At 69.3% G+C, this 18,568-nt stretch carries 20 protein-coding genes; 15 read left to right on the top strand and 5 right to left on the bottom strand.

Going from position 1 to position 18,568, the window contains the following annotated elements; genetic code table 11:
- The first annotated feature begins 67 nt into the window (after positions 1–67).
- The 3 genes from LJE69_RS20370 to LJE69_RS20380 are packed head-to-tail and all read left to right on the top strand — an operon-like array spanning position 68 to position 2,959.
- Complete coding sequence (locus LJE69_RS20370) at positions 68–646, top strand: chemotaxis protein CheB (RefSeq protein ID WP_296927901.1); 579 nt, start codon at positions 68–70, stop codon at positions 644–646.
- Positions 643–2,487 carry an ATP-binding protein gene (locus LJE69_RS20375; protein ID WP_296927902.1) on the top strand — a complete coding sequence of 615 codons (1,845 nt, stop codon included), beginning with the start codon at positions 643–645 and terminating at the stop codon, positions 2,485–2,487. Before LJE69_RS20370 ends, LJE69_RS20375 begins: the two co-directional genes overlap by 4 nt.
- A 37-nt stretch (positions 2,488–2,524) precedes the next feature.
- On the top strand, positions 2,525–2,959 hold the full coding sequence (locus LJE69_RS20380; protein ID WP_296927903.1) for a response regulator: 435 nt from the start codon (positions 2,525–2,527) through the stop codon (positions 2,957–2,959).
- A 234-nt stretch (positions 2,960–3,193) separates the two neighbouring features.
- On the opposite strand, the gene LJE69_RS20385 is transcribed toward LJE69_RS20380, so the two are convergent.
- Complete coding sequence (locus tag LJE69_RS20385; protein ID WP_296927904.1) at positions 3,194–4,453, bottom strand: glucose-1-phosphate adenylyltransferase; 1,260 nt, start codon at positions 4,451–4,453, stop codon at positions 3,194–3,196.
- A 457-nt stretch (positions 4,454–4,910) separates the two neighbouring features.
- On the opposite strand from LJE69_RS20385, the gene LJE69_RS20390 reads away from it, so the two are divergent.
- The 4 genes from LJE69_RS20390 (at position 4,911) to LJE69_RS20405 (ending at position 8,435) form a co-directional block, all read left to right on the top strand.
- A complete protein-coding gene (locus LJE69_RS20390; RefSeq protein WP_296927905.1) occupies positions 4,911–5,315 on the top strand; it encodes a Rap1a/Tai family immunity protein in 405 nt (134 codons plus the stop codon).
- 42 nt (positions 5,316–5,357) lie between these two features.
- Positions 5,358–6,197 (top strand): thymidylate synthase, encoded by an 840-nt coding sequence (locus LJE69_RS20395; RefSeq protein ID WP_296927906.1) that lies wholly within the window; start codon positions 5,358–5,360, stop codon positions 6,195–6,197.
- A gap of 18 nt (positions 6,198–6,215) precedes the next feature.
- Positions 6,216–7,232, top strand: a complete 1,017-nt coding sequence (sohB, locus tag LJE69_RS20400) for a protease SohB (RefSeq protein ID WP_296927907.1) — start codon at positions 6,216–6,218, stop codon at positions 7,230–7,232.
- Between the two features lie 345 nt (positions 7,233–7,577).
- Complete coding sequence (locus LJE69_RS20405) at positions 7,578–8,435, top strand: LysM peptidoglycan-binding domain-containing protein (RefSeq protein WP_296927908.1); 858 nt, start codon at positions 7,578–7,580, stop codon at positions 8,433–8,435.
- A gap of 19 nt (positions 8,436–8,454) precedes the next feature.
- Here the strand turns inward: LJE69_RS20405 and LJE69_RS20410 are convergent, their stop codons facing one another.
- From LJE69_RS20410 to argH, 3 genes are all read right to left on the bottom strand, one after another.
- Positions 8,455–8,913, bottom strand: a complete 459-nt coding sequence (locus tag LJE69_RS20410; protein ID WP_296927909.1) for a Crp/Fnr family transcriptional regulator — start codon at positions 8,911–8,913, stop codon at positions 8,455–8,457.
- 100 nt (positions 8,914–9,013) lie between these two features.
- Positions 9,014–9,370: a nucleotide pyrophosphohydrolase gene (locus tag LJE69_RS20415; RefSeq protein ID WP_296927910.1), complete on the bottom strand. Its 357-nt coding sequence runs from the start codon at positions 9,368–9,370 to the stop codon at positions 9,014–9,016.
- 103 nt (positions 9,371–9,473) lie between these two features.
- Positions 9,474–10,886, bottom strand: coding sequence for an argininosuccinate lyase (gene argH, locus LJE69_RS20420; protein WP_296927911.1), 1,413 nt, complete (start codon positions 10,884–10,886; stop codon positions 9,474–9,476).
- Between the two features lie 184 nt (positions 10,887–11,070).
- On the opposite strand from argH, the gene LJE69_RS20425 reads away from it, so the two are divergent.
- The 5 genes from LJE69_RS20425 (at position 11,071) to LJE69_RS20445 (ending at position 15,464) form a co-directional block, all read left to right on the top strand.
- Positions 11,071–12,165, top strand: a complete 1,095-nt coding sequence (locus LJE69_RS20425; protein ID WP_296927912.1) for a sensor histidine kinase — start codon at positions 11,071–11,073, stop codon at positions 12,163–12,165.
- Positions 12,162–12,896: a LytTR family DNA-binding domain-containing protein gene (locus LJE69_RS20430; RefSeq protein ID WP_296927913.1), complete on the top strand. Its 735-nt coding sequence runs from the start codon at positions 12,162–12,164 to the stop codon at positions 12,894–12,896. The genes LJE69_RS20425 and LJE69_RS20430 overlap by 4 nt, the downstream gene beginning before the upstream one ends.
- Positions 12,897–12,982: 86 nt before the next feature.
- Positions 12,983–13,909 carry a hydroxymethylbilane synthase gene (gene hemC, locus LJE69_RS20435; RefSeq protein WP_296927914.1) on the top strand — a complete coding sequence of 309 codons (927 nt, stop codon included), beginning with the start codon at positions 12,983–12,985 and terminating at the stop codon, positions 13,907–13,909.
- A 29-nt stretch (positions 13,910–13,938) separates the two neighbouring features.
- Positions 13,939–14,760, top strand: a complete 822-nt coding sequence (locus LJE69_RS20440; RefSeq protein ID WP_296927915.1) for a uroporphyrinogen-III synthase — start codon at positions 13,939–13,941, stop codon at positions 14,758–14,760.
- Between the two features lie 62 nt (positions 14,761–14,822).
- Positions 14,823–15,464 (top strand): hypothetical protein, encoded by a 642-nt coding sequence (locus tag LJE69_RS20445; protein ID WP_296927916.1) that lies wholly within the window; start codon positions 14,823–14,825, stop codon positions 15,462–15,464.
- Between the two features lie 41 nt (positions 15,465–15,505).
- Here LJE69_RS20445 and LJE69_RS20450 read toward each other — a convergent pair whose 3' ends face one another.
- The gene (locus LJE69_RS20450) at positions 15,506–16,525 is read right to left on the bottom strand and encodes a CDP-6-deoxy-delta-3,4-glucoseen reductase (protein ID WP_296927917.1); all 1,020 of its coding nucleotides are present in this window, start codon (positions 16,523–16,525) and stop codon (positions 15,506–15,508) included.
- Positions 16,526–16,734: 209 nt separating this feature from the next.
- Between LJE69_RS20450 and LJE69_RS20455 the strand changes: the two genes are divergently transcribed.
- From LJE69_RS20455 to LJE69_RS20465, 3 genes are all read left to right on the top strand, one after another.
- Positions 16,735–17,601: an NAD-dependent epimerase/dehydratase family protein gene (locus LJE69_RS20455; protein WP_296927918.1), complete on the top strand. Its 867-nt coding sequence runs from the start codon at positions 16,735–16,737 to the stop codon at positions 17,599–17,601.
- Positions 17,602–17,791: 190 nt separating this feature from the next.
- Positions 17,792–18,178 (top strand): Rap1a/Tai family immunity protein, encoded by a 387-nt coding sequence (locus LJE69_RS20460; RefSeq protein ID WP_296927919.1) that lies wholly within the window; start codon positions 17,792–17,794, stop codon positions 18,176–18,178.
- A 142-nt stretch (positions 18,179–18,320) separates the two neighbouring features.
- The gene (locus LJE69_RS20465; protein WP_296927920.1) at positions 18,321–18,551 is read left to right on the top strand and encodes a YMGG-like glycine zipper-containing protein; all 231 of its coding nucleotides are present in this window, start codon (positions 18,321–18,323) and stop codon (positions 18,549–18,551) included.
- The last annotated feature ends 17 nt before the right edge of the window (positions 18,552–18,568 follow it).

The following is an 18,568-nucleotide window of genomic DNA, read 5'->3' on the forward strand; positions in this document are numbered from 1 at the left end:
CGACCGCGCGCCTGTCATGTTCCTTGCGCCACCCGCCAGTGCAGATAGAGCCCCGCCGGAAGCCGTGGTGGTCGGCGTGTCAGCCGGCGGCATGCTCGCGCTCGAACGGCTGCTGGCCTGTTTGCCTGTCGGCTTCGCCTCGGCCGTGATTATCGTGCAGCACCTGCATCCCACCGAGGATGGCTACCTCGCGCTGCACCTGGACCAACACTGTGCGCTGCCGGTGGGCGTGGCCGAGGACAAGGCGCCCGTGTGCCCGGCCACGGTCACGCTGGCGCCGGCGGGCTATCACCTGCTGGTGGAGCGCTGCCGAACCTTTGCGCTGTCCATCGATGCCAGGGTCTGCTTCGCCCGGCCCGCCATCGACGTGCTGTTCGAGTCCGCGGCGCGGGTCTGGGGCGCGCGGCTCTGGGGTGTGCTGCTCACCGGCGCCAACCACGACGGCACCCGGGGGCTCGCCGAGATTAGAGCCCTGGGCGGGCGTACCATCGCGCAGGACCCGGCCGACGCGGAACATCCGCTGATGCCGCAGACCGCCATCGACGCCGGCGTCGTGCAGCAGGTGCTGACGCTGGACGGCATCGGTGCGCTATTGGCGGCGCTGCCGGCAGCGGCCTCGGCCATGGAGCAGGAGAGAATCATATGAACACCCCGGGACAGACCATCCTGATTGTTGACGATCGGCCCGATAACCTGTTCGTGCTGGAGCACGTGCTTGCCCCCTTGGATGCCCGGGTCGTCGCGGTGGGCAGCGGCAACGATGCGCTGAAGGCGACGCTACACCACGACTTCGCGCTGGCCATTCTGGACGTGCAGATGCCCGAGATGGACGGTTACGAGCTCGCGGAGCTGCTGCGCGGAGCGGAGGGCACCCGCACGCTGCCGCTCATCTTCCTGAGCGCGGTGCACTTCGACGAACAGCATGTCTTCCGTGGCTACGAGGCTGGCGCGGTGGACTTCATGACCAAGCCTTACCGTTCCGAGATCCTCCTCGCCAAGGTGCGGGTGTTCCTGGAGCTGGATCGTCAACGCCGCGAGCTGAGGGCGGCGGTGGCGGTGGAGCGCTCGAAGCGGCAGCTGGAGCGCATCCTGCTCGCGTTGAGCGACGCCGTGCTGGTGATCGACGCCGGCGCGCGCGTCATCCGCGCCAACGAGGCCCTGTTGGCGCTGCTCGGCCGCGCCGAGGCCGAGGTCATCGGCGCCCATTTGGGGGAACTGCTGGGCGCTGCGGCCGACGGACCGCCGGCGCGCATCGCCGCGGCCTTTGCGTCCGGCCGCTTCGAGGGACTCAGCGTGCGCAACCAGGAGATGCTCGTGCAGCGCAGTAATGGCGCGCAGGTGCCGGTGCTGCTCTCCTCGGCGCCGCTGCCTCCCGAGGCAGACGAGGCCGATGAGCCGCCCGGGGCGGTGCTGCTGCTCAAGGACATCGGCGCCATCGCCGCGGCGCGGCAGGCGTTGCGACGCAGCGAGGAGCGTTACCGCCGCCTGTTCGATGCGAGCCGCGACGGCATCGCGTTCATCGAGGCGGACGGTCGTGTCGGCGAGGCGAACGCCGCGCTGACCGGCATGCTCGGCAGCGACCCCGCGGGCGCCTGTCCGGCGGAGCTGGCGCGGGCAGCCGCTGCAGCTGACGGCGAGGTGCTGTTGCAGCGCGCCGACGGCCGTCGCTTCCCGGCGGCGGTGAGTGCCTGGCCGGTGGATGCGGCGGGCGGCGTCGGCACCTGGATGCTGGTGCGCGACCTCAGCGAGGAGCGGCGCCTCGCGCAGGACCGCATCGTCACCGAAAAGATGTCCGCGCTCGGCCAGATGGTCGGCGGCATCGCCCATGAGCTCAACAACCCGCTGATGGGCATCACCGGCTACGTGGAATACTGCCGCGAGCGCCAGCCGGCGGACAGCCGCTGCCGCGACATCCTCGACGACGCCCTGCGCGAGACCCGCCGCTGCAAGGAGCTGGTGGACAACCTGCTGCTGTTCGCCCGGGTCGAGCGCAGTGGCGAGGACGCCTTCACCCCCGTCGACTGCGCCGAGCTCGTGGCGCGGGTCCTGCGGCTCATGGACTACCGCATCCGGCACGAAAAGGTGGCGGTGGTGCGCAACTTCGGTGCCGCCGGCGAGCCCCTGCACACCCGCCCGCAGGCGTTGCAGCAGGTGCTGCTGAACCTCGTCGTCAACGCCCTGGATGCCATGCAGGGCCGCCAGCGGCGGGAACTGCGCATCGCGCTGGACTGCGGCGCCGATCCCGTGCGCATCACCATCGAGGACACCGGCAACGGTATCCCCGCCGAGCAGATGACGCTGATTTTTGACCCCTTTTACACGACAAAGCCGGTGGGCAAGGGAACGGGGCTCGGCCTTTCGGTCTCCAAGGGCATCATCGAGGGGCTCGGTGGCGAGATCCGCTGCGAGAGTACCCCCGGGGTGGGCACCCGTTTTACGCTGTCATTGCAACGTGCCGCGCGCGCGCGGCACGACGACACCGCGTAGAATTCCGGTCAAGTCGTTCACGCGCGGGAGGTGAGCCATGGTCAAGCGCATTCTGGTCATCGACGACGACGAGGCGATCCGCAAGGTCATGCTGCTGGCGCTGGAGTCGACGCCTTACCAGGTGGATACCGTCGGCTCGGGTGCCGAGGCGGTCGATCTGGCACGCTCTGAGTCCTACGATCTCGTCTATCTCGACCTCAAGATGCCGGACTTGAACGGTATCGAGAGCCTGCGGGCGCTGAGACGAGTGGCACCCGATGTTCGCGTCTACTTCATGACCGCCTACTACGGCGATTACCTCGATGAGCTCCGCGCCCTGCGCACCGAGGGCGAGCACTTCGAGTTGATCAAGAAGCCCCTCAACATGCGCCAGATCGTCGACTACACGCGTGCGATCATCGACGGTGGCGGACTCATCGGCGCGGCGAAGGCGAGCCCCGACGACACGCCTCCATTGCTCGGGCCGGCTTGAAGCGCTCGCCGAGCGCGCCATGACGACGGCGGCACCGGCCTGCCTGTTGCGGCAACAATGGCTGGAGCGTGCATAGCGGGCCGGCCACCGAATACCTCCGCACCCGGATCGGCCGGCATCGGCGCTATATCGCATGGGCCGCCGTTCGCCCCGGCGGCCTGGTGGACGCGGGCAGCGTCATCCCACGACCTCCATCCTTCACGTAGCAGGCGCTTGGCGCGAACGGACGGGGGGCTACTCCGAGTAGCCCCCGTAGCCACCGCCACCCATGCGCGCGAACACGTTCGTCTGGCCGCTGGGAATCACCGTGACGCCACCTTCTGAGACGGTGTAGCCACGGGCGATGTCCGCCTCGCGATCGTGGCCGATGATCGCGCCCGGCTCGATGATGTTGTGTCGGTCGATGATGACCCGCTTGAGGCGCGCGCCTTTGCCGATGCGCACGTAGTCCATGACGATGCATTCGTCGAGCGTGACGTCATCTTCGATGACGGCCTCGCGGCGGATTATGCTGTCGCGGATCTCGGTGTTGTCGTGAATGACGGTGGCGGCGCCGAGCAGGGCATTGTTGAGGCAGCCGCCGAGCACGCGCGCCACCGGCCCCTGGTAGTTGCTGGAGTAGATGGGCCAGTTGGGGTTGAAGGCGTCAAACACCGGCTCGGCGCCGAGCACGTCCTTGTGGGCGTTGAAATAGGCGTCGATGGTGCCGACGTCGCGCCAGTAGACGCGGGTCTCGTAGGGCTTGATGCCGGGCACGACGTTGGAGGCGAAGTCGTAGGCGAAGAGCCGCTTGCCGCTGGCCAGGAGCCGCGGCAGGACGTGCCCGCCGAAGTCCGTCTCGCCGGCCTGCTGCGCCTCGTAGAGGGCGTCGATGAGCACCTTGGTGCTGAAGACGTAGTTGCCCATGGAGGCGTAGGCGCTGTTCGGGTCGTCGGCCAGCGGGGTGGGCTTGGCCGGCTTTTCCTGGAACGCCTCGATGCGCCCGTGGGCGTCGGCGGCGATGACGCCGAAGCTCTTGGCATCTTGGATGGGCACCGGCAGCGCGGCGATGCTGACGTCGGCCTCGCGCTCCTTATGGGCGTCGATCATCTGCTGGATGTCCATCCTGTAGATGTGGTCGGCGCCGAAGACCACGACGAAGTCCGGCGCGTGCTCCTCCACCAGGTTGATGTTCTGGTGCACGGCGTCGGCGGTGCCCTGGAACCAGGACTCGCCGATGCGCATCTGCGGCGGCACCACGGTCACGAACTGATCCGAGAGCAGCGGCGAGATGGTCCAGGCCTTGCGCACGTGCTCGATGAGCGATTGCGACTTGTACTGTACGAGCAGATAGATGGTCCGGATCTGCGAGTTGATCAGGTTGCTCAGCACGAAGTCGACGAGGCGGTAGCGCGAGCCGAAGGGCACCGACGGCTTGGAACGGGCCGCGGTCAGCGGTTGCAGGCGCGAGCCTTGGCCGCCGGCCATGACGAAAGCGATGATTCGATCTGCCATCTGTCCTCCGGGCGCTCGTGTGCAGCGCCGATTGTGCTCTGACTAGCGTGTCTGGGGATCTGGTGGGCGCGCCGGGCGCGCCCTGTTCGCCGGCCCTCGGTGCGCCGGATTGTTTTCCGCGGCCCCGCTGCCGTGCGCGGGCGCGGGCGCGGGAATGCTGCCCGTTGACGGGATAGGTCGCAAGCGTTCTGCGCTCGCAGCGGCCGTGCGCGGGGCGCGACAGGCACCGCTCCGGCGCGGCGGGTTCGCAACGGGCACACATGATAAACCGCCGGCCCCTTGCCGTCGTGCCGGCCTTGGCGGAAATGCCCACGGGCACGGTCGAGAGCCATGGCGGCGGCGCCGTCAGCGCCCGATCCCGCCAGCGCCCGCGGGCGCCCGCCAGCGGCGGACCCGCGGCACGGGCATCTTCGGTTACACTGCGCCGCTGTTCGCCAACGAGTTCCGGACCCGAGCCATGCCAGATTGCAAGAGCGCCGCCCGGCGCGCCTGTCGCCTCGCTGCCGCGGCGCTGGTCTTGATGCCGCTGTCGCTGTCGGCGGCCGGGCCGGTGCGTGGACAGGCGGATGGAGGGCCCACGGTGGCGCAGCTCCTCGCCGTATGCGCGCGCGGCCATGCGGCCGGCGACGCGGGCGTCGACGCGGCCATGTGCGAGTGGTACGCGGTCCCCTGCGACTGTGCCGTCAATCGCCCCGCCGGCGGGCCGCGCTGGTGCATGCCGGACGACGAGACCATCGAGGCGGCGCTGCCAAAGGTGCTGACCGCCCTGCGGGCCGAGCCGCGGCAGTCCGCACCCGCACAGGCGCTGGTGCCGGAGGTCATGGCGCGGCTCTACCCTTGCTCCGCGGCATCCAACCCCTGACGAAGGTGCGCCGACCTTGGCGCCTCACCACGCCGAGCCCCGATGCAGCAATATCTCGCCCTGCTCCGCGACGTCATCGATAACGGCATCGACAAGGCCGACCGCACCGGCGTCGGCACCCGCTCGGTGTTCGGTCGCCAGGTGCGCTTCGACTTGGGCCAAGGGTTTCCGCTGCTGACCACCAAGCGGGTGCACGTCAAGAGCGTCATCTACGAGCTGCTGTGGTTCCTGTCCGGCTCGACCGACAACAACTGGCTCAACGAGCGCGGCGTGACCATCTGGGACGAATGGGCCGCGGCGGACGGTGAGCTCGGCCCCATCTACGGCCGCCAGTGGCGGAGCTGGCCGGCACCCGATGGGCGCAGCATCGATCAGCTCGCGGAGCTCGTGGACAACATTCGGCGGGACCCGGACTCGCGCCGCCTGGTGGTGTCGGCCTGGAATCCGGCGGACCTGCCGGACCCCGAGCTGGCTCCGTCCGAGAACGCCGCCCGTGGGCGCATGGCGCTCGCGCCCTGCCACTGCCTGTTCCAGTTCTACGTGCAGCAAGGACGACTGTCCTGCCAGCTCTACCAGCGCAGCGCCGATCTGTTCCTGGGGGTGCCGTTCAACATTGCGAGCTATGCGCTGCTGACGCACCTGGTGGCGCAGCAGTGCGCGCTGGCGCCCGGGGAATTCGTGCATACCTTTGGTGACTTGCACCTGTACCGCAACCATCTCACCGACGACATCGTCTACGCCCAATTGGCGCGGGAGCCCCGGCCCTTGCCCAGGTTGGAGCTGCGCCGCCGTCCACCGTCCCTGTTCGACTACGATTTCGACGACTTCGGCATTGACGGCTACGAGCCCCATCCGGCCATCCGCGCCCCCATCGCCGTCTGACGCCCAGGAACCCGAGCCTTGACCGAAGCCCTCATCGAATACGGCCTGTTCACCGCCAAGATATTGACGCTGTTCGCGCTGTTCGGCCTCTTCGTCGTACTGTTGCTGCGCGCGCGCCACGGCGGCGCGCTGGCGCACGATGGCGGGCGGCTCGAAGTCGTCAACCTCAATGATCGCTATACGGACGTGGCCGAGGCCCTGAAGCACGCGACCCAGCCGCCGAAGGCCTACAAGCGCTGGCTCAAGGCGGAGCGCAAGGCGGAGAAGCTCCGCGCCAAGGCCGACGAGGCCGAGCGACCGCGACTCTTCGTGCTGGACTTCCACGGCGACCTGATGGCCAGCGAGGTGAGCGGGCTGCGCGAGACCGTCTCGGCGCTGCTGCAGGAGGCGAGCGGGGACGATGAGGTGCTGGTGCGCCTCGACAACGCCGGCGGTGCGGTGCACGAGCACGGGCTTGCCGCCTCGCAGTTGCTGCGCATCCGTGCGCGCGGCATTCCGCTGACCGTCGCCGTCGACCGGGTGGCCGCCAGCGGCGGCTATCTCATGGCCTGTGTCGCCAACCGCATCCTCGCCGCCCCCTTCGCCATCGTCGGCTCCATCGGCGTCGTGGCGCAGTTGCCCAACTTCCACCGCTGGCTGGAGCACCGTGGCATCGACTTCGAGCAGCTCACCGCCGGCGAGTACAAGCGTACGCTGACGCTTTTCGGCGAGAACACCGACGAGGGTCGCGCCAAACTGCGTGAGCAGATCGAGGGAATTCACCAACTGTTCAAGGATTTCATTCGGGAGTACCGTAAGGGCTTGGATCTCGACAAGGTCGCCACCGGTGAGTACTGGCACGGCGAACAAGCGCTCGCGCTCGGGTTGGTGGACGAGCTCACCACCAGCGATGACTATCTGCTGGAGGCCCGCGGCCGGCGGGACCTCTACCGGCTGCGCTGGCGATCCACGAAGCGCCCATGGACGCGGCTGTTGGGTGCCGCGCGGGCGTTGGTCGGAAGACTGCCCAACGCCGTTGCCCGGCTCCAAGGTTGATGCCCGCCATCATTTAGGCCTTACCGCCGCTGGCGGCGCCATCGCCGGCGGTTCGCGCGCCAGCAGGGCCAGCGCGCATGCGCCGTCCCGGCGGCGGGGCGAGCCGTGGCGCCGGGTCCGCCGGCTGCCGCTGACGCGAATGCGGCGGGCGGCCACCACCGTCTTCCGGGCCGATTCTCCGCCAGGATACCCGTGGCCTCGGTGCCGCCCGGTACAGAGCGCACAGTGATGGACATGAACGCAGCGCGACCGACCGCGGCCTATCCTCCGAACGCGAAACCATCTGCGACCGCAAGGTTCACGCGCTGGCGGCTTGCGGCAGCGGGGCTGGTCGTGCTCGGTGCCATGTCGGCCATTGCGCTCTATGCGGCCAAGCCCGAGCAGGCAGATGTCGCGGCGACGCCGCCGCCGATGGCCGACGCAAGTCGCCAACAGTTGCTGGCGGAGCGCGAGCGTCTGACCCGCGAGAACGCGGCCCTCTCCGCGCGACTGCGCGGACTTGAAGCTCAGGCGGGACTCGCCGAGAAGCTGGATGCCCAGGCGACACGGCTGGCCAAGCTCGCCGAGCGGTTGGAAGTGCGCCTCGCCGATACCGAAGCCGGGGCCGCGATCAGTCCGGCGGATCATGCCGAAGCCCGGCTTGCCGATGTGCAGCGACAACTGGCGGAGGCGCGCGCCAATGTCGAGCTACTGGAAGCCCAAGTGGCGCAGTTGGAGGCGCGGCTCAAGCAGCAGCAGCTCACCGTCGAGGAGGCCGTGTTGCGGGCGGACAAGGCCGAGAAGCTTCATGCGGCGCTGGAAGAGGCTCACGCGCGGGTGCGCACCGAGAACCAGCGCCTGTCGCTGGAGTTGGCGAACGCCAAGGAGCGCCAGGCGCAGGCCCTGCAGCGGGTGCTGGAGCTCGACACCCGGCTGGAGGCAACGGTCGCGCGTGCCGGCACGGCGACGCCTGTCGGTGACTGGTCGCTCCAGAGCGCCAAGGCGAACGCCCGGGGTGGTGGTGGCGTGAAGAAGGTCGGTAATGCCCCCGCTGCCGGTGGCAACACGGTGGTCTACGAGGTGCGTGCCGAGGACACGCTGTCACGTATTGCCGCCAAGGTCTACGGAGACGCGAGCGCGTGGCAGCGCATCTTCGATGCGAATCGGGACGTGCTCGACGGCCCCGACGACCTCACGCTCGGCATGCGGCTGATCATTCCGTAAGGATAAAAGCCCGCGGCGATCAAATTGGCACGATCAGGTCGACCTCGGCGTCCTTCGCGCGCAGCCGCTCGATGAGCAACTCCAGCAAGTTGCGATAGACCTGCTTGGCGGTTTCGGGGTCCTGCTCGAGGGCCGCCGTGAAGTCCTCACCCCGCATCGAGAGCAACTCGGTGCGCTCCACGGCAGTGACGCGTGCCGAGGCGTTGCGCTTGTCGAAGGCGGAATACTCGCCGGCGATGGCACCGGGCTCCAGGTCCGCGATGTGGACGGGGCGAAAGCGCATGTCGTTGACCGGCAGCATGACCCGCAGGCGCCCAGAGACCAGCAGGTGCAGGTACTCGTTGGGCACGCCCTCGTCGATCAGGATCTCGCCGGCACCGATGGTTCGCCGTTCCGCCCCGGCGAGGATGGAGCGGGCCCGTTTCAGCCCGACGCCGTCGAACACGGGGCATTGCGCGATCACGGCGTCGACACTCATGGCTTGCTCCTTAGATCAGGTATAAATTGTAGGGGAATCTCATACATTACCCCGGTCCTCCCGTTGCGGTCATGCACGATCGCCACCCTCAATCCACCCCTCAATCCTCATAGTCGCACGCACGCCGCGCGTCGCCGCGCACCTTGTCCGCGGGATAGCGCCGCTCGTTGATTGCGATCTTCTCGTCCGTGGCGGCAATGAGATCGATGTCGAGCCGTTCCGCGAGCCGCAACAGATAACTCAGGATGTCGGCCAACTCATGGGCGACATCGCGGCGCTTCTCGGGACTGAGGCTGGCGCTTTGCTCCTCGGTGAGCCACTGGAAGTGCTCCAGTAGCTCGCCGGCCTCGCCGGCCAGGGCCATGGACAGGTTCTTCGGCGACTGGAACTGCTCCCAATCGCGCGCCCGCGCAAAGGCGAGGAGGCGGTCGCTCAGCTCGTCGAGGCTGTCGGGCATGACGCGGGCTCCTGCGTCAGGATGCGAGCATCGAGGGACATGGCGGGAACGACTGTGACACGGCGCACAGTTACAGTCCCCGCAGCGGTTGCGGTCCGCTTGCTCATGCCGAATTGGGTGGTTGTGCCGCCGCCTGTCTGGCCGCGCGCTTGCGGGCGATGGCCGCGCGCACCTGCTCGGGTGCCGTGCCCCCGAGATGGTTGCGGGCATTGACGGCGCCCTCCAGCGTCAGCACGGCATAGACATCGTCGCCGATGGCGGGGGAGAAGCGGCGCAGTTCCTCGAGGCTCAGCTCGGCGAGGTCTCGGCCCTGCTGCACGCCGTAGGCGACCGCCTTGCCCACCACCTCGTGCGCGTCGCGGAACGGGATGCCCTGGCGGACCAGGTAGTCGGCGAGGTCGGTGGCGGTGGCGAAGCCCTGGCTCGCGGCGGCGCGCATGCGCTCGCGGTTGCAGGTGACGTGCCCCATCATGCCCGCGAACACCCTGAGCGCCCCGCGCAGGTTGTCGGCGGTATCGAACAGGGGCTCCTTGTCCTCCTGGTTATCCTTGTTGTACGCGAGCGGCTGGCCCTTCATCAGTGTCAGCAGGGCCATCAGGTGGCCGAAGATGCGCCCGGTCTTGCCCCGCACCAGCTCAGGGACGTCCGGGTTCTTCTTCTGCGGCATGATCGAGGAGCCCGTGCAATAGGCATCGGACAGCTCGACGAAGCCGAATTGCGACGAGGACCAGAGGATCAGCTCTTCGGAGAAGCGCGACAGGTGCATCATCGTGATGGCCGCGGCGGCGGTGAATTCGATGGCGAAGTCGCGGTCGGAGACGGCATCCAGGGAGTTTTCCGCCGGCCGGTCGAAGCCGAGCTCCGCCGCCGTCTGCCCGCGGTCGATGGGATAGCTGGTGCCCGCCAGCGCGGCGGCGCCCAGCGGCATCACGTTGGCGCGCCGGCGGCAGTCGGCGAAGCGACCGGCATCACGTTCCAGCATCTCTACCCAGGCCATCATGTGGTGGCCGAAGGTAATGGGTTGCGCCACCTGCAGATGCGTGAAGCCCGGCATGACACTGTCCGCCTCGCGCTCGGCGAGGTCGAGCAGTGCCGACACCAGCGCATCGATGCCGGCGAGCATGGCGTCGATCTCCTCGCGCAGCCAGAGCCGGATATCCGTGGCCACCTGGTCGTTGCGCGAGCGGCCGGTGTGCAGGCGCTTGCCGGCGTCGCCGATGTCCGCGGTGAGCGCCGTCTCGATGTTCATGTGCACATCTTCGAGCGCTTCGGACCAGTGGAAGGTGCCCGCCTCGATGTTCACGCGGATGCGCTCGAGCCCGGCGACTATGGCGTCGCGCTCCTTCCCGCCCAGGATGCCCTGCCTGGCCAGCATGCGGGCGTGCGCGATGGAGCCGGCGATGTCCTGCCGATAGAGCCGACGGTCGAAGCCCACCGAGGCGGTGAATGCCTCGACGAAGGCGTCGGTGGGCTCGCCGAAGCGCCCGGCCCAAGGTTTGACGGCGGAGTGGTTCATAGGGGCATTCGGTATGGGAACTTGGCGGGATGCGGGGAGGACATGGGGGGCATTGGCGGGATCTGAGCGCGGGGCGCGGGAGGGGCGTCGAAGCTGGTAGATTGGCGGGCTGTCATCCGGCATCATGCCGCCGGCGTGCCCCAGGCGATCAGCCAAACCCCGATTTTACACGGATCCCACCTACATGAGCATGCCGCCGCGCCGTCCGAACCGGACGGCAGCAGACGCCGCCCCACCGCGCCCGCCCTCCCTATTGCCGGATTTCTGCAGCGTCCCCGTGGCGCTCGGGGTGGTGCTTTATGGCGAGTTGCTCGCGGTGCTGCTGGCGTTGGCCGACTCGAGCCCGCTCGTAGGCTTCTGGGCGCGGCTTGGGCCGTTGTCGCTGCTGGTGCTCGGTATCGTGCTGCTCGCCGCGAGCCTGCTCTGCCTGCTGGGCAGTCCGCTGCGCCGGCTTTCCGGTGTCGCCGCCGTGGCCGTGGCCCTCGGCCTCATCGTCGCCAGCGCCATGGCCGTTGCATATCTCTGCACCGTGCTCGTGCCCTGGGGCGAGGGCGCCGGACTTTTCCCCGACGACGGCGCACGCGGCCTGCTGATTCGTGCCGGGCTGATTTCGGCCATCGTCGGCGCCCTGATGTTACGGTACCTTTACCTGCATCAGCAGTGGCGCGGGCAGGTGGAGGCGGTGGCGAACGCCAGGTTCAAGACGCTCCAGGCGCGCATCAGGCCGCACTTTCTCTTCAACAGCATGAATACCATTGCCAGTCTCACCCAGACGGACCCGCGCCTCGCCGAGGAGGTGGTGGAAGATCTGGCCGACCTGTTCCGGGCATCGCTCGCCACCGAGACGGACCGCACGACCCTGGCGGAGGAGCTGGAGCTGGCGCATCGCTACCTGAACATCGAGGCCCAGCGCCTGGGCGACCGTATGCGAGTGGTGTGGGACCTGGATGATCTGCCCGGCGATGCGCCGGTGCCGCCCCTGATCCTGCAACCCTTGGTGGAGAATGCGGTTTACCATGGTATTCAGCCATCGACGGAGCCCGGTGAGATCCGCATCGTCGGCCGCTATCGCCGCGGTGCGGTGAACCTGAGCATCCGTAACACCCTGCCGCGCTCCTCGGACAGCGTGCGCCGGCACAAGGGCAGCGGGATGGCGCTGCAGAATGTATCGCAGCGGATGGAGGCCATGTTCCCCGGGGAGGCGCGGGTCACGCGCTCACTCGTGGATGGCGATTATCTGGTGCGGCTGGTCTTCCCCTACCCATGGAGGCAGTCATGAAGATCCTGCTCGTGGACGACGAGGCACCTGCGCGGGAGCGCCTGCGGCGTCTGATCGAGGAGCTTGGCGACAGTTTCACCGTGGTCGGCGAGGCGGCCAACGGCGAAGATGCGGTGATGGCGGCGCGCGAGACCGACGCGGACGTGGTGCTGCTGGACCAGAAGATGCCGGGCATGTGCGGCCTTGATGCGGCCGCCGCACTGGCGGAGCTGGACCCGCCGCCGGCCGTGGTGCTGGTGACCGCGTACCCGGATTACGCCCTGGACGCCTTCGAGCACAACGTCGCGGACTACCTCGTCAAGCCGGTGCGCCGCGAGCGCCTGCAGGCGACCCTGGAGCGCTTGCCACGCACGACGCGGCCGCAACGCGTCCTCACCGGACACAGCGAGGAGGACGCACGGCGCCGGCACCTGAGCGCGCATTACCGCGGCGGCGTGCAGACTGTGCTCATCGAGGACGTGCTCTACCTGCTGGCGGAGCAGAAATACGTCACCGTGCGGCACGCGGGCGGGCGGATGCTCATCGATGAATCCTTGAAGTCCCTGGAGCAGGAGTTCCCGGACCGCTTCGTGCGCATCCACCGCAACGCCCTGGTGGCCGTGGAGCAACTCGTCGGCCTGGAGAAGGCCGCCGACGGTGCCAGTCTCGCCGTGCTCGCCGGCTGTGAGGAGCGCTTGCCGGTGAGCCGCCGCCATCTGCCCGAGATTCGGCGCTTTCTGCGGCACGGTTGACCCGCCGCGCGTCGTCCGCCGCCGTCGCAGCCCCGATCCGACCCCCAACCTTCAACCAGACAAACGTATCTCCCCGGACTCAGCTCATGCCCGAAACCCTGAAGATCGCCACCCGCAAGTCTCCCCTCGCGATGTGGCAGGCCGAGCACGCCGCGGCCATCCTGTCCCGGCTGCATCCCGACCTCGAGGTCGAGATCGTCGGAATGACCACGCGCGGCGACAAGATTCTCGACGCACCCCTGGCAAAGGTCGGCGGCAAGGGCCTGTTCGTCAAGGAGTTGGAGCAGGGCATGTTGGAGGGCACCGCGGACATCGCCGTGCACTCCATGAAGGACGTGCCGGTGGACTTCCCGGAGGGCCTGCACCTAGCCGTCATCATGGACCGCGAGGACCCGCTCGACGCTTTCGTGTCGAACCGCTACGAGCGCCTCGACGACCTCCCGCAGGGTGCCTGCGTGGGCACCTCCAGCCTGCGCCGGCAGTGCCAGCTCTCCGCCCGCCGCCCGGACCTGCGCATCGAGCCGCTGCGCGGCAACGTCAACACCCGGCTGCGCAAGCTCGACGACGGCGAGTATGACGCTATCATTCTCGCCGCCGCCGGCCTCAAGCGGCTCGGCTTCGCCGAGCGCATCCGCGCCGAAATCGCCGTCGCGGACAGCCTGCCCGCCATCGGCCAGGGCGCCATCGGCATCGAGTGCCGCAGCGACGACGACCGCGTGCACGCCCTAATCGAGCCGCTGCATCACGTGGAGACGGCGCAGCGCGTGCTCGCCGAACGTGCCATGAACGCCAAGCTCCAGGGTGGCTGCCAGGTGCCCATCGCCGGCCATGCCGTGCTCGAGGGCGAGACGCTGTACCTGCGTGGCCTGGTGGGCACGCCGGACGGCAAGCGGCTGCTGCGTGCCGAGGGCCGCGCACCGGCCGCCGATGCGCAGGCCCTGGGCGAGCGCATCGCCGACGATCTGCTCGCGCAGGGGGCGGATGCCATACTCGCCGCGCTGCGCGAAGACTGAATCGGATCGGCTGCGGAGACGTCTGACAGATGAGCGAGGCTTCCGCCGCAAGTGCTCCCGCGAATGCCGCGGACTGCCACCTGGCCGGCCGCGGCGTGCTGGTGACCCGCCCCGCAGCGCAGGCAGATGGCCTGTGCCGGCTGGTGGAGGCCGCCGGCGGCCGGCCGGTGCGCTTTCCCACCGTGGACATCCGCCCGCCGACCGACCCCGCCGCGGCCGCGGCGCGGCTGGTGGAGCCGTGGGACTGCATCGTCTTCATCAGCCGCAATGCGGTCGAGGGCGCCTTGGCGCTCGCCGGTGATGCGCTGCACGCGAGCCCGGCCCGGCTCGCCGCCGTCGGGCGCGCGACGGCAGCGGCCATGAAGCGCGCGGGCATGGCGCCCTCGCTGGTGCCCGATGCCGGGTTCGACAGCGAGGCGCTGCTTGCCATGCCGGCACTCACTGCCATCGCCGGGCAGCGCGTGCTGATCGTGCGTGGCGAGGGCGGGCGCGCGCTGCTCGGCAACACGCTGGCCGGGCGCGGCGCCGACGTGGCCTACGCCGAGGTCTACCGGCGCGCCGCACCCAGCGTCGATCCGGCCGAGCAACTGCCGTCCTGGCAGCAGACCCTCGGCTTCGTCACCGCCACCAGTGACGAGGTGCTGCACAATCTGCTCGCGCTGGTGCCGGCAGCGGAACAGCCATGGCTCAAGGACCTGCCGCTGGCGGTGCTCAGCGCGCGCAACGCCGAAACGGCGCGCGGGCTGGGCTTCACCCGCGTCGCCGTTGCACCGCAGCCCGGAGATGACGGCATGCTCGCCGCGCTCTGCGCCCTGGCCCGGGAGACCGGCGCCGGGACGCAGGTGTCGTGACGGTGGCCGGCGAGCCGCGTCCTCGCTCGCGCTGGCCGCTGGCCCTGCTCTCCGTCCTACTGGTGCTGCTGGCGGTGGTCGTCGTCGCCACGGCCCAGCTGTATTGGACCAATCTGCGCAGCGGGGTTGCGCAGATGCGCGCCTCCATCGCTGCCGCGCAGGAGCAGCAACGGCAACTAATAGAGCGTGTGCGCGCCGCCGAGGCTGCGCTGGCGAAGCGGACCGCGGCGCAGCATGCGCCCGGCGCGGCCACCAGTGTCCCACCCACCAGTGTTCCACCCAAAAGTGTCCCCGATTGCGGCGGTGCCGCGGCGCCGCGGGCGACTTCTGCGCCGCCGCTGCGCGAGGCGCTGCCGCCGGACGAGCGCGGCCGGCTCGCGGCCTGGCTGCAAGTACTCGCGCTCGACGCGACCCGGCTGCGGTCGGCGCGGGCGCCGGGCCCGAGGCTGTCACCGCCTGGGCCGGCGCGGCAGTTGCTGCGCGAGCAATTGGCCATCGCTGCGGCCGCCGCCGCCACGGGCGACGTCCAGCTGCTCGACGCGACACTGCTTGCGGCGGAACGGCTCACCGGTCCACCGCACCGGGGCGCCGACGCGGCCGGGGCCGCGCTCGCGCAACGGTTGGCGGAGGTCAGGGAGCGTTTGCGGGTTGCCGCGGGTGCGGGCACACCGGCGGCTGCCGCGCCGGCGCGGGCTCGGGACTGATCCGGCGGTCGGTCGCGGCACCGAGCGTGCCGCTCCCACACTCAGCCTTTGTAGCTCGGGCTGTCCGCGGCGTACTCGAAGGCGTCGGAAAACATGTGGTCCAGCGCCAGGCCGCGTGCCTCGAAGGCGGCGCGGCCGGCCTCCACCATGACCGGCGGGCCGCTCATGTAGACGTCGTAGCCGGCGATATCCGGGTGGTCCTCCAGCACCGCCTCGTGCACGTATCCGCGGCGCCCGGTCCACCCGTGATCGGGCTCGGAGAGGACTGGCACATAGCTGAAGTTGGCATGTTCGGCCGCCCACTGCCGCGGCAGCTCGGGCAGGTAGAGATCGCGCTCGGCGCGCACGCCCCAGTACAGGGTCATGGGGCGCTCGACGCCGAGATGGAAGGCGTGCTCTACCAGCCCCTTCAGCGGTGCGAAGCCGGTGCCGCCGCCGACGAAGAGCAGCGGACGCGTGGATTCGTCCCGCAGGACGAAGCTGCCGAGCGGGCCCTGGATGCGCAGCACCGTCTTCTCGACCAGCTCGTCGAAGACATAGTCCGTGAACTCGCCGCCCGGCACGCGGCGCACGTGCAGCTCCATCAGGGCGTCATCGTGCGGCGCGTTGGCAATGGAGAAGGCACGCTTGCGGCCGTCGGCGAGCATGAACTCCAGGTATTGCCCGGCCAGGAACTGCAGCCGCTGCGCCTCCGGCAGCTTGAGGCGCAGGCGGATGACGTCGTGGTTGAGCCGGGTCTTCTCGACGATGCGGCAGGGCAGGATGCGTACCTCGATGTCCGCGACCGTCTGAAGCTCCGCGACCCGCAGCGTGACGTCGCTCTGCGGCACCGCCTGGCAGGTGAGGCAGGCGTCTGCCGGCTGGCCCTCCAGGGCCGCGGTCTTGCCGCTCGGGTAGTGCACCGAGCCTGCCACGAGTTGCGCGGTGCAACTGCCGCATTTGCCGTCGCGGCAGCCGTAGGGCAGGCCGATGCGCTGGGCAATGGCACCCTCGAGCAGCGTCTGTTCCGGCTCGACGCTGAATTCGTGACCCGCGGGCTCGGTGCGGACGATGAAGCTCATGACGTGTGACTCCCGGCGGCGCCGGCTCGGGCGTGCCGTCTGTGGTGTTGCGACAGCGGGCGATGACATTAACATGTCGTGATGGCCGAGCCGTCGCGCAACGCGCGATCACCGCCGCAAGCGCGTGCGCCGGCAATATCCAACGGCCGCGGCAGGGCACAGACCGGGCACAGACCGGGCACAGACCGGGCACAGAGAGGAGCGACACCGTGATCATCATCATCGGCTGCGGCTACATCGGCCGCCTGCTGGGGGCGCGTCTCGCCACGCGCGGCGCAGCCGTCACCGGCGTGGTGCGCAGCGCCGAGAGCGCCGCGCTGCTGCCGGCGGCCGGGGTGCAAGCGCTGCAACTGGATCTGCTCGCTGATCCGCCGGACGCCCTGGAGACGGCGGGCGCGGACGTGTTTCACCTGGCACCGCCGCCGGGCGAGGGTCGCGAGGATCCGTTGACGGCCAGGCTCGTCGATGCCTTCGCCGCACGCGGGCAGCCAAGGCGACTGGTGTACATCGGCACCACCGGCGTCTACGGCGACTGCGACGGCGCATGGGTGGATGAGACGCGCACACCGCGCCCGGCGGCGGACCGGGCCCTGCGCCGCTGGGATGCCGAGGAGCGGCTGCGCGCCTGGAGCCGGGAGACGGGCGCCGAGCTGGTGATCCTGCGCGTGGCGGGCATCTACGCCTGTGACCGGCTGCCGCTGGCGCGCATCCGGAGCGGCCAGCCCGTGGTGATTGAGGCCGAAGCGCCCTGGTCCAACCGAATCCACGCAGAGGACCTGGCGGAGGTTTGCGTCGCGGCGATGGAGAAGGCCCCCACCGGGGCGGTCTACAACGTCTGCGACGGCCACCCGAGCACCATGACCGACTATTTCCTGCGGGTGGCGGCGGCAGCAGGCCTGCCGCCACCGCCGCAGATCCCGCTGGCGGTCGCGCCCGGCAAGGTCTCCGCGGGCATGCTCTCGTACCTGCGCGAGTCCCGCCGGCTCAGCAACCGCAAGCTGTTGGACGAACTCGGCGTGACGCTGCGTTATCCGACCCTCGCCGAGGGCCTCGCGGACTGTTTCCCGCGGGTTTGATCGGTCCACAGATGCCGTTGACGACATCCGCCGTACCTGGAATCGGCGGTGGACACGGCAGGCGTTGTCGCGTTGCTACAATCGCCCCGCCGCGACGGCCGGATTGCACGATGGTGCCGGCGCCGCAGTAGTGACGACAACCGTTCCGACGCGGGAATTGGGCCCGCGATAACCTGAGGAGTCATCGACGATGCTGGGCCGTTATTTGCTTGCGCTTGCCGGCGTGCTCGTCTGCGCCGCCGGGCCTGCTGCTGCCGTGGAAGACGCGGATCTCAACTACGACACGACGGAGGATCTGTACCAGGTCTGCTCGACCCCGGCAGATCAGCCGGAGCATGCGGCGGCGGACTTCGCCTGCCGTGCGTTTATCGAGGCCACAGCGCAATATCACGACGAGGTCACCGGCCGCAAGAACATGAAGCGGCTCATCTGCTACCCGGCGACCGCGACGGTCGCGGATGGCCAGGCGGCATTCGTGAGTTGGGCGAATGCCAACAAGGACAACGCCAAGCTCATGGGTGAGCAGCCGGTGATAGGCGTGGTCCGGGCGCTTGCAGCCAAGTTTCCCTGCCGCTGACCGCCGGCGCCGGCCGCAAGACTGTGCCGGTGTGCCGCCTGCCCGCGTTCGCCCGGTCACGCGGCAATTGTTCAGACGCGCCGTGCGTAGGTCTGCCTTTTGACAGCGGCGCAGGCGCTGAACCCCGATCGGAGTGACTCCAATGACAACTCGATTTACCATCCCCGCCTGCGCACTCGCCCTGCTGGCCTTGAGTGCCTGCGGCACGACCACCGGCGAGCGGGCCGGCAGCGGTGCCCTGTTGGGTGCCGCCGGGGGTGCGCTGATCGGCTCGCTGAGCGCCAATGCCGGCGCCGGTGCACTGATCGGAGCCGGTGCGGGTGCCCTCGGCGGCTATCTCTTCGACCAACACGCCAAGGGCAATATCGATTGAGGCTTCGGCCGGCGGTT

Origin of the sequence: Thiohalocapsa sp., from assembly GCF_022340605.1 — a bacterium.
Lineage (GTDB): Bacteria > Pseudomonadota > Gammaproteobacteria > Chromatiales > Chromatiaceae > Thiohalocapsa.

What these genes read in the sequence shown, in the direction of transcription:
- LJE69_RS20375 (WP_296927902.1), top strand. Translation starts at nt 643, where the DNA reads ATGAACACCCCGGGACAGACCATCCTGATTGTTGACGATCGGCCCGAT.
- LJE69_RS20380 (WP_296927903.1), top strand. Translation starts at nt 2,525, where the DNA reads ATGGTCAAGCGCATTCTGGTCATCGACGACGACGAGGCGATCCGCAAG.
- LJE69_RS20385 (WP_296927904.1), bottom strand. Translation starts at nt 4,453, where the DNA reads ATGGCAGATCGAATCATCGCTTTCGTCATGGCCGGCGGCCAAGGCTCG.
- LJE69_RS20390 (WP_296927905.1), top strand. Translation starts at nt 4,911, where the DNA reads ATGCCAGATTGCAAGAGCGCCGCCCGGCGCGCCTGTCGCCTCGCTGCC.
- LJE69_RS20395 (WP_296927906.1), top strand. Translation starts at nt 5,358, where the DNA reads ATGCAGCAATATCTCGCCCTGCTCCGCGACGTCATCGATAACGGCATC.
- LJE69_RS20405 (WP_296927908.1), top strand. Translation starts at nt 7,578, where the DNA reads ATGTCGGCCATTGCGCTCTATGCGGCCAAGCCCGAGCAGGCAGATGTC.
- LJE69_RS20410 (WP_296927909.1), bottom strand. Translation starts at nt 8,913, where the DNA reads ATGAGTGTCGACGCCGTGATCGCGCAATGCCCCGTGTTCGACGGCGTC.
- LJE69_RS20415 (WP_296927910.1), bottom strand. Translation starts at nt 9,370, where the DNA reads ATGCCCGACAGCCTCGACGAGCTGAGCGACCGCCTCCTCGCCTTTGCG.
- argH (WP_296927911.1), bottom strand. Translation starts at nt 10,886, where the DNA reads ATGAACCACTCCGCCGTCAAACCTTGGGCCGGGCGCTTCGGCGAGCCC.
- LJE69_RS20425 (WP_296927912.1), top strand. Translation starts at nt 11,071, where the DNA reads ATGAGCATGCCGCCGCGCCGTCCGAACCGGACGGCAGCAGACGCCGCC.
- LJE69_RS20430 (WP_296927913.1), top strand. Translation starts at nt 12,162, where the DNA reads ATGAAGATCCTGCTCGTGGACGACGAGGCACCTGCGCGGGAGCGCCTG.
- hemC (WP_296927914.1), top strand. Translation starts at nt 12,983, where the DNA reads ATGCCCGAAACCCTGAAGATCGCCACCCGCAAGTCTCCCCTCGCGATG.
- LJE69_RS20440 (WP_296927915.1), top strand. Translation starts at nt 13,939, where the DNA reads ATGAGCGAGGCTTCCGCCGCAAGTGCTCCCGCGAATGCCGCGGACTGC.
- LJE69_RS20450 (WP_296927917.1), bottom strand. Translation starts at nt 16,525, where the DNA reads ATGAGCTTCATCGTCCGCACCGAGCCCGCGGGTCACGAATTCAGCGTC.
- LJE69_RS20460 (WP_296927919.1), top strand. Translation starts at nt 17,792, where the DNA reads ATGCTGGGCCGTTATTTGCTTGCGCTTGCCGGCGTGCTCGTCTGCGCC.
- LJE69_RS20465 (WP_296927920.1), top strand. Translation starts at nt 18,321, where the DNA reads ATGACAACTCGATTTACCATCCCCGCCTGCGCACTCGCCCTGCTGGCC.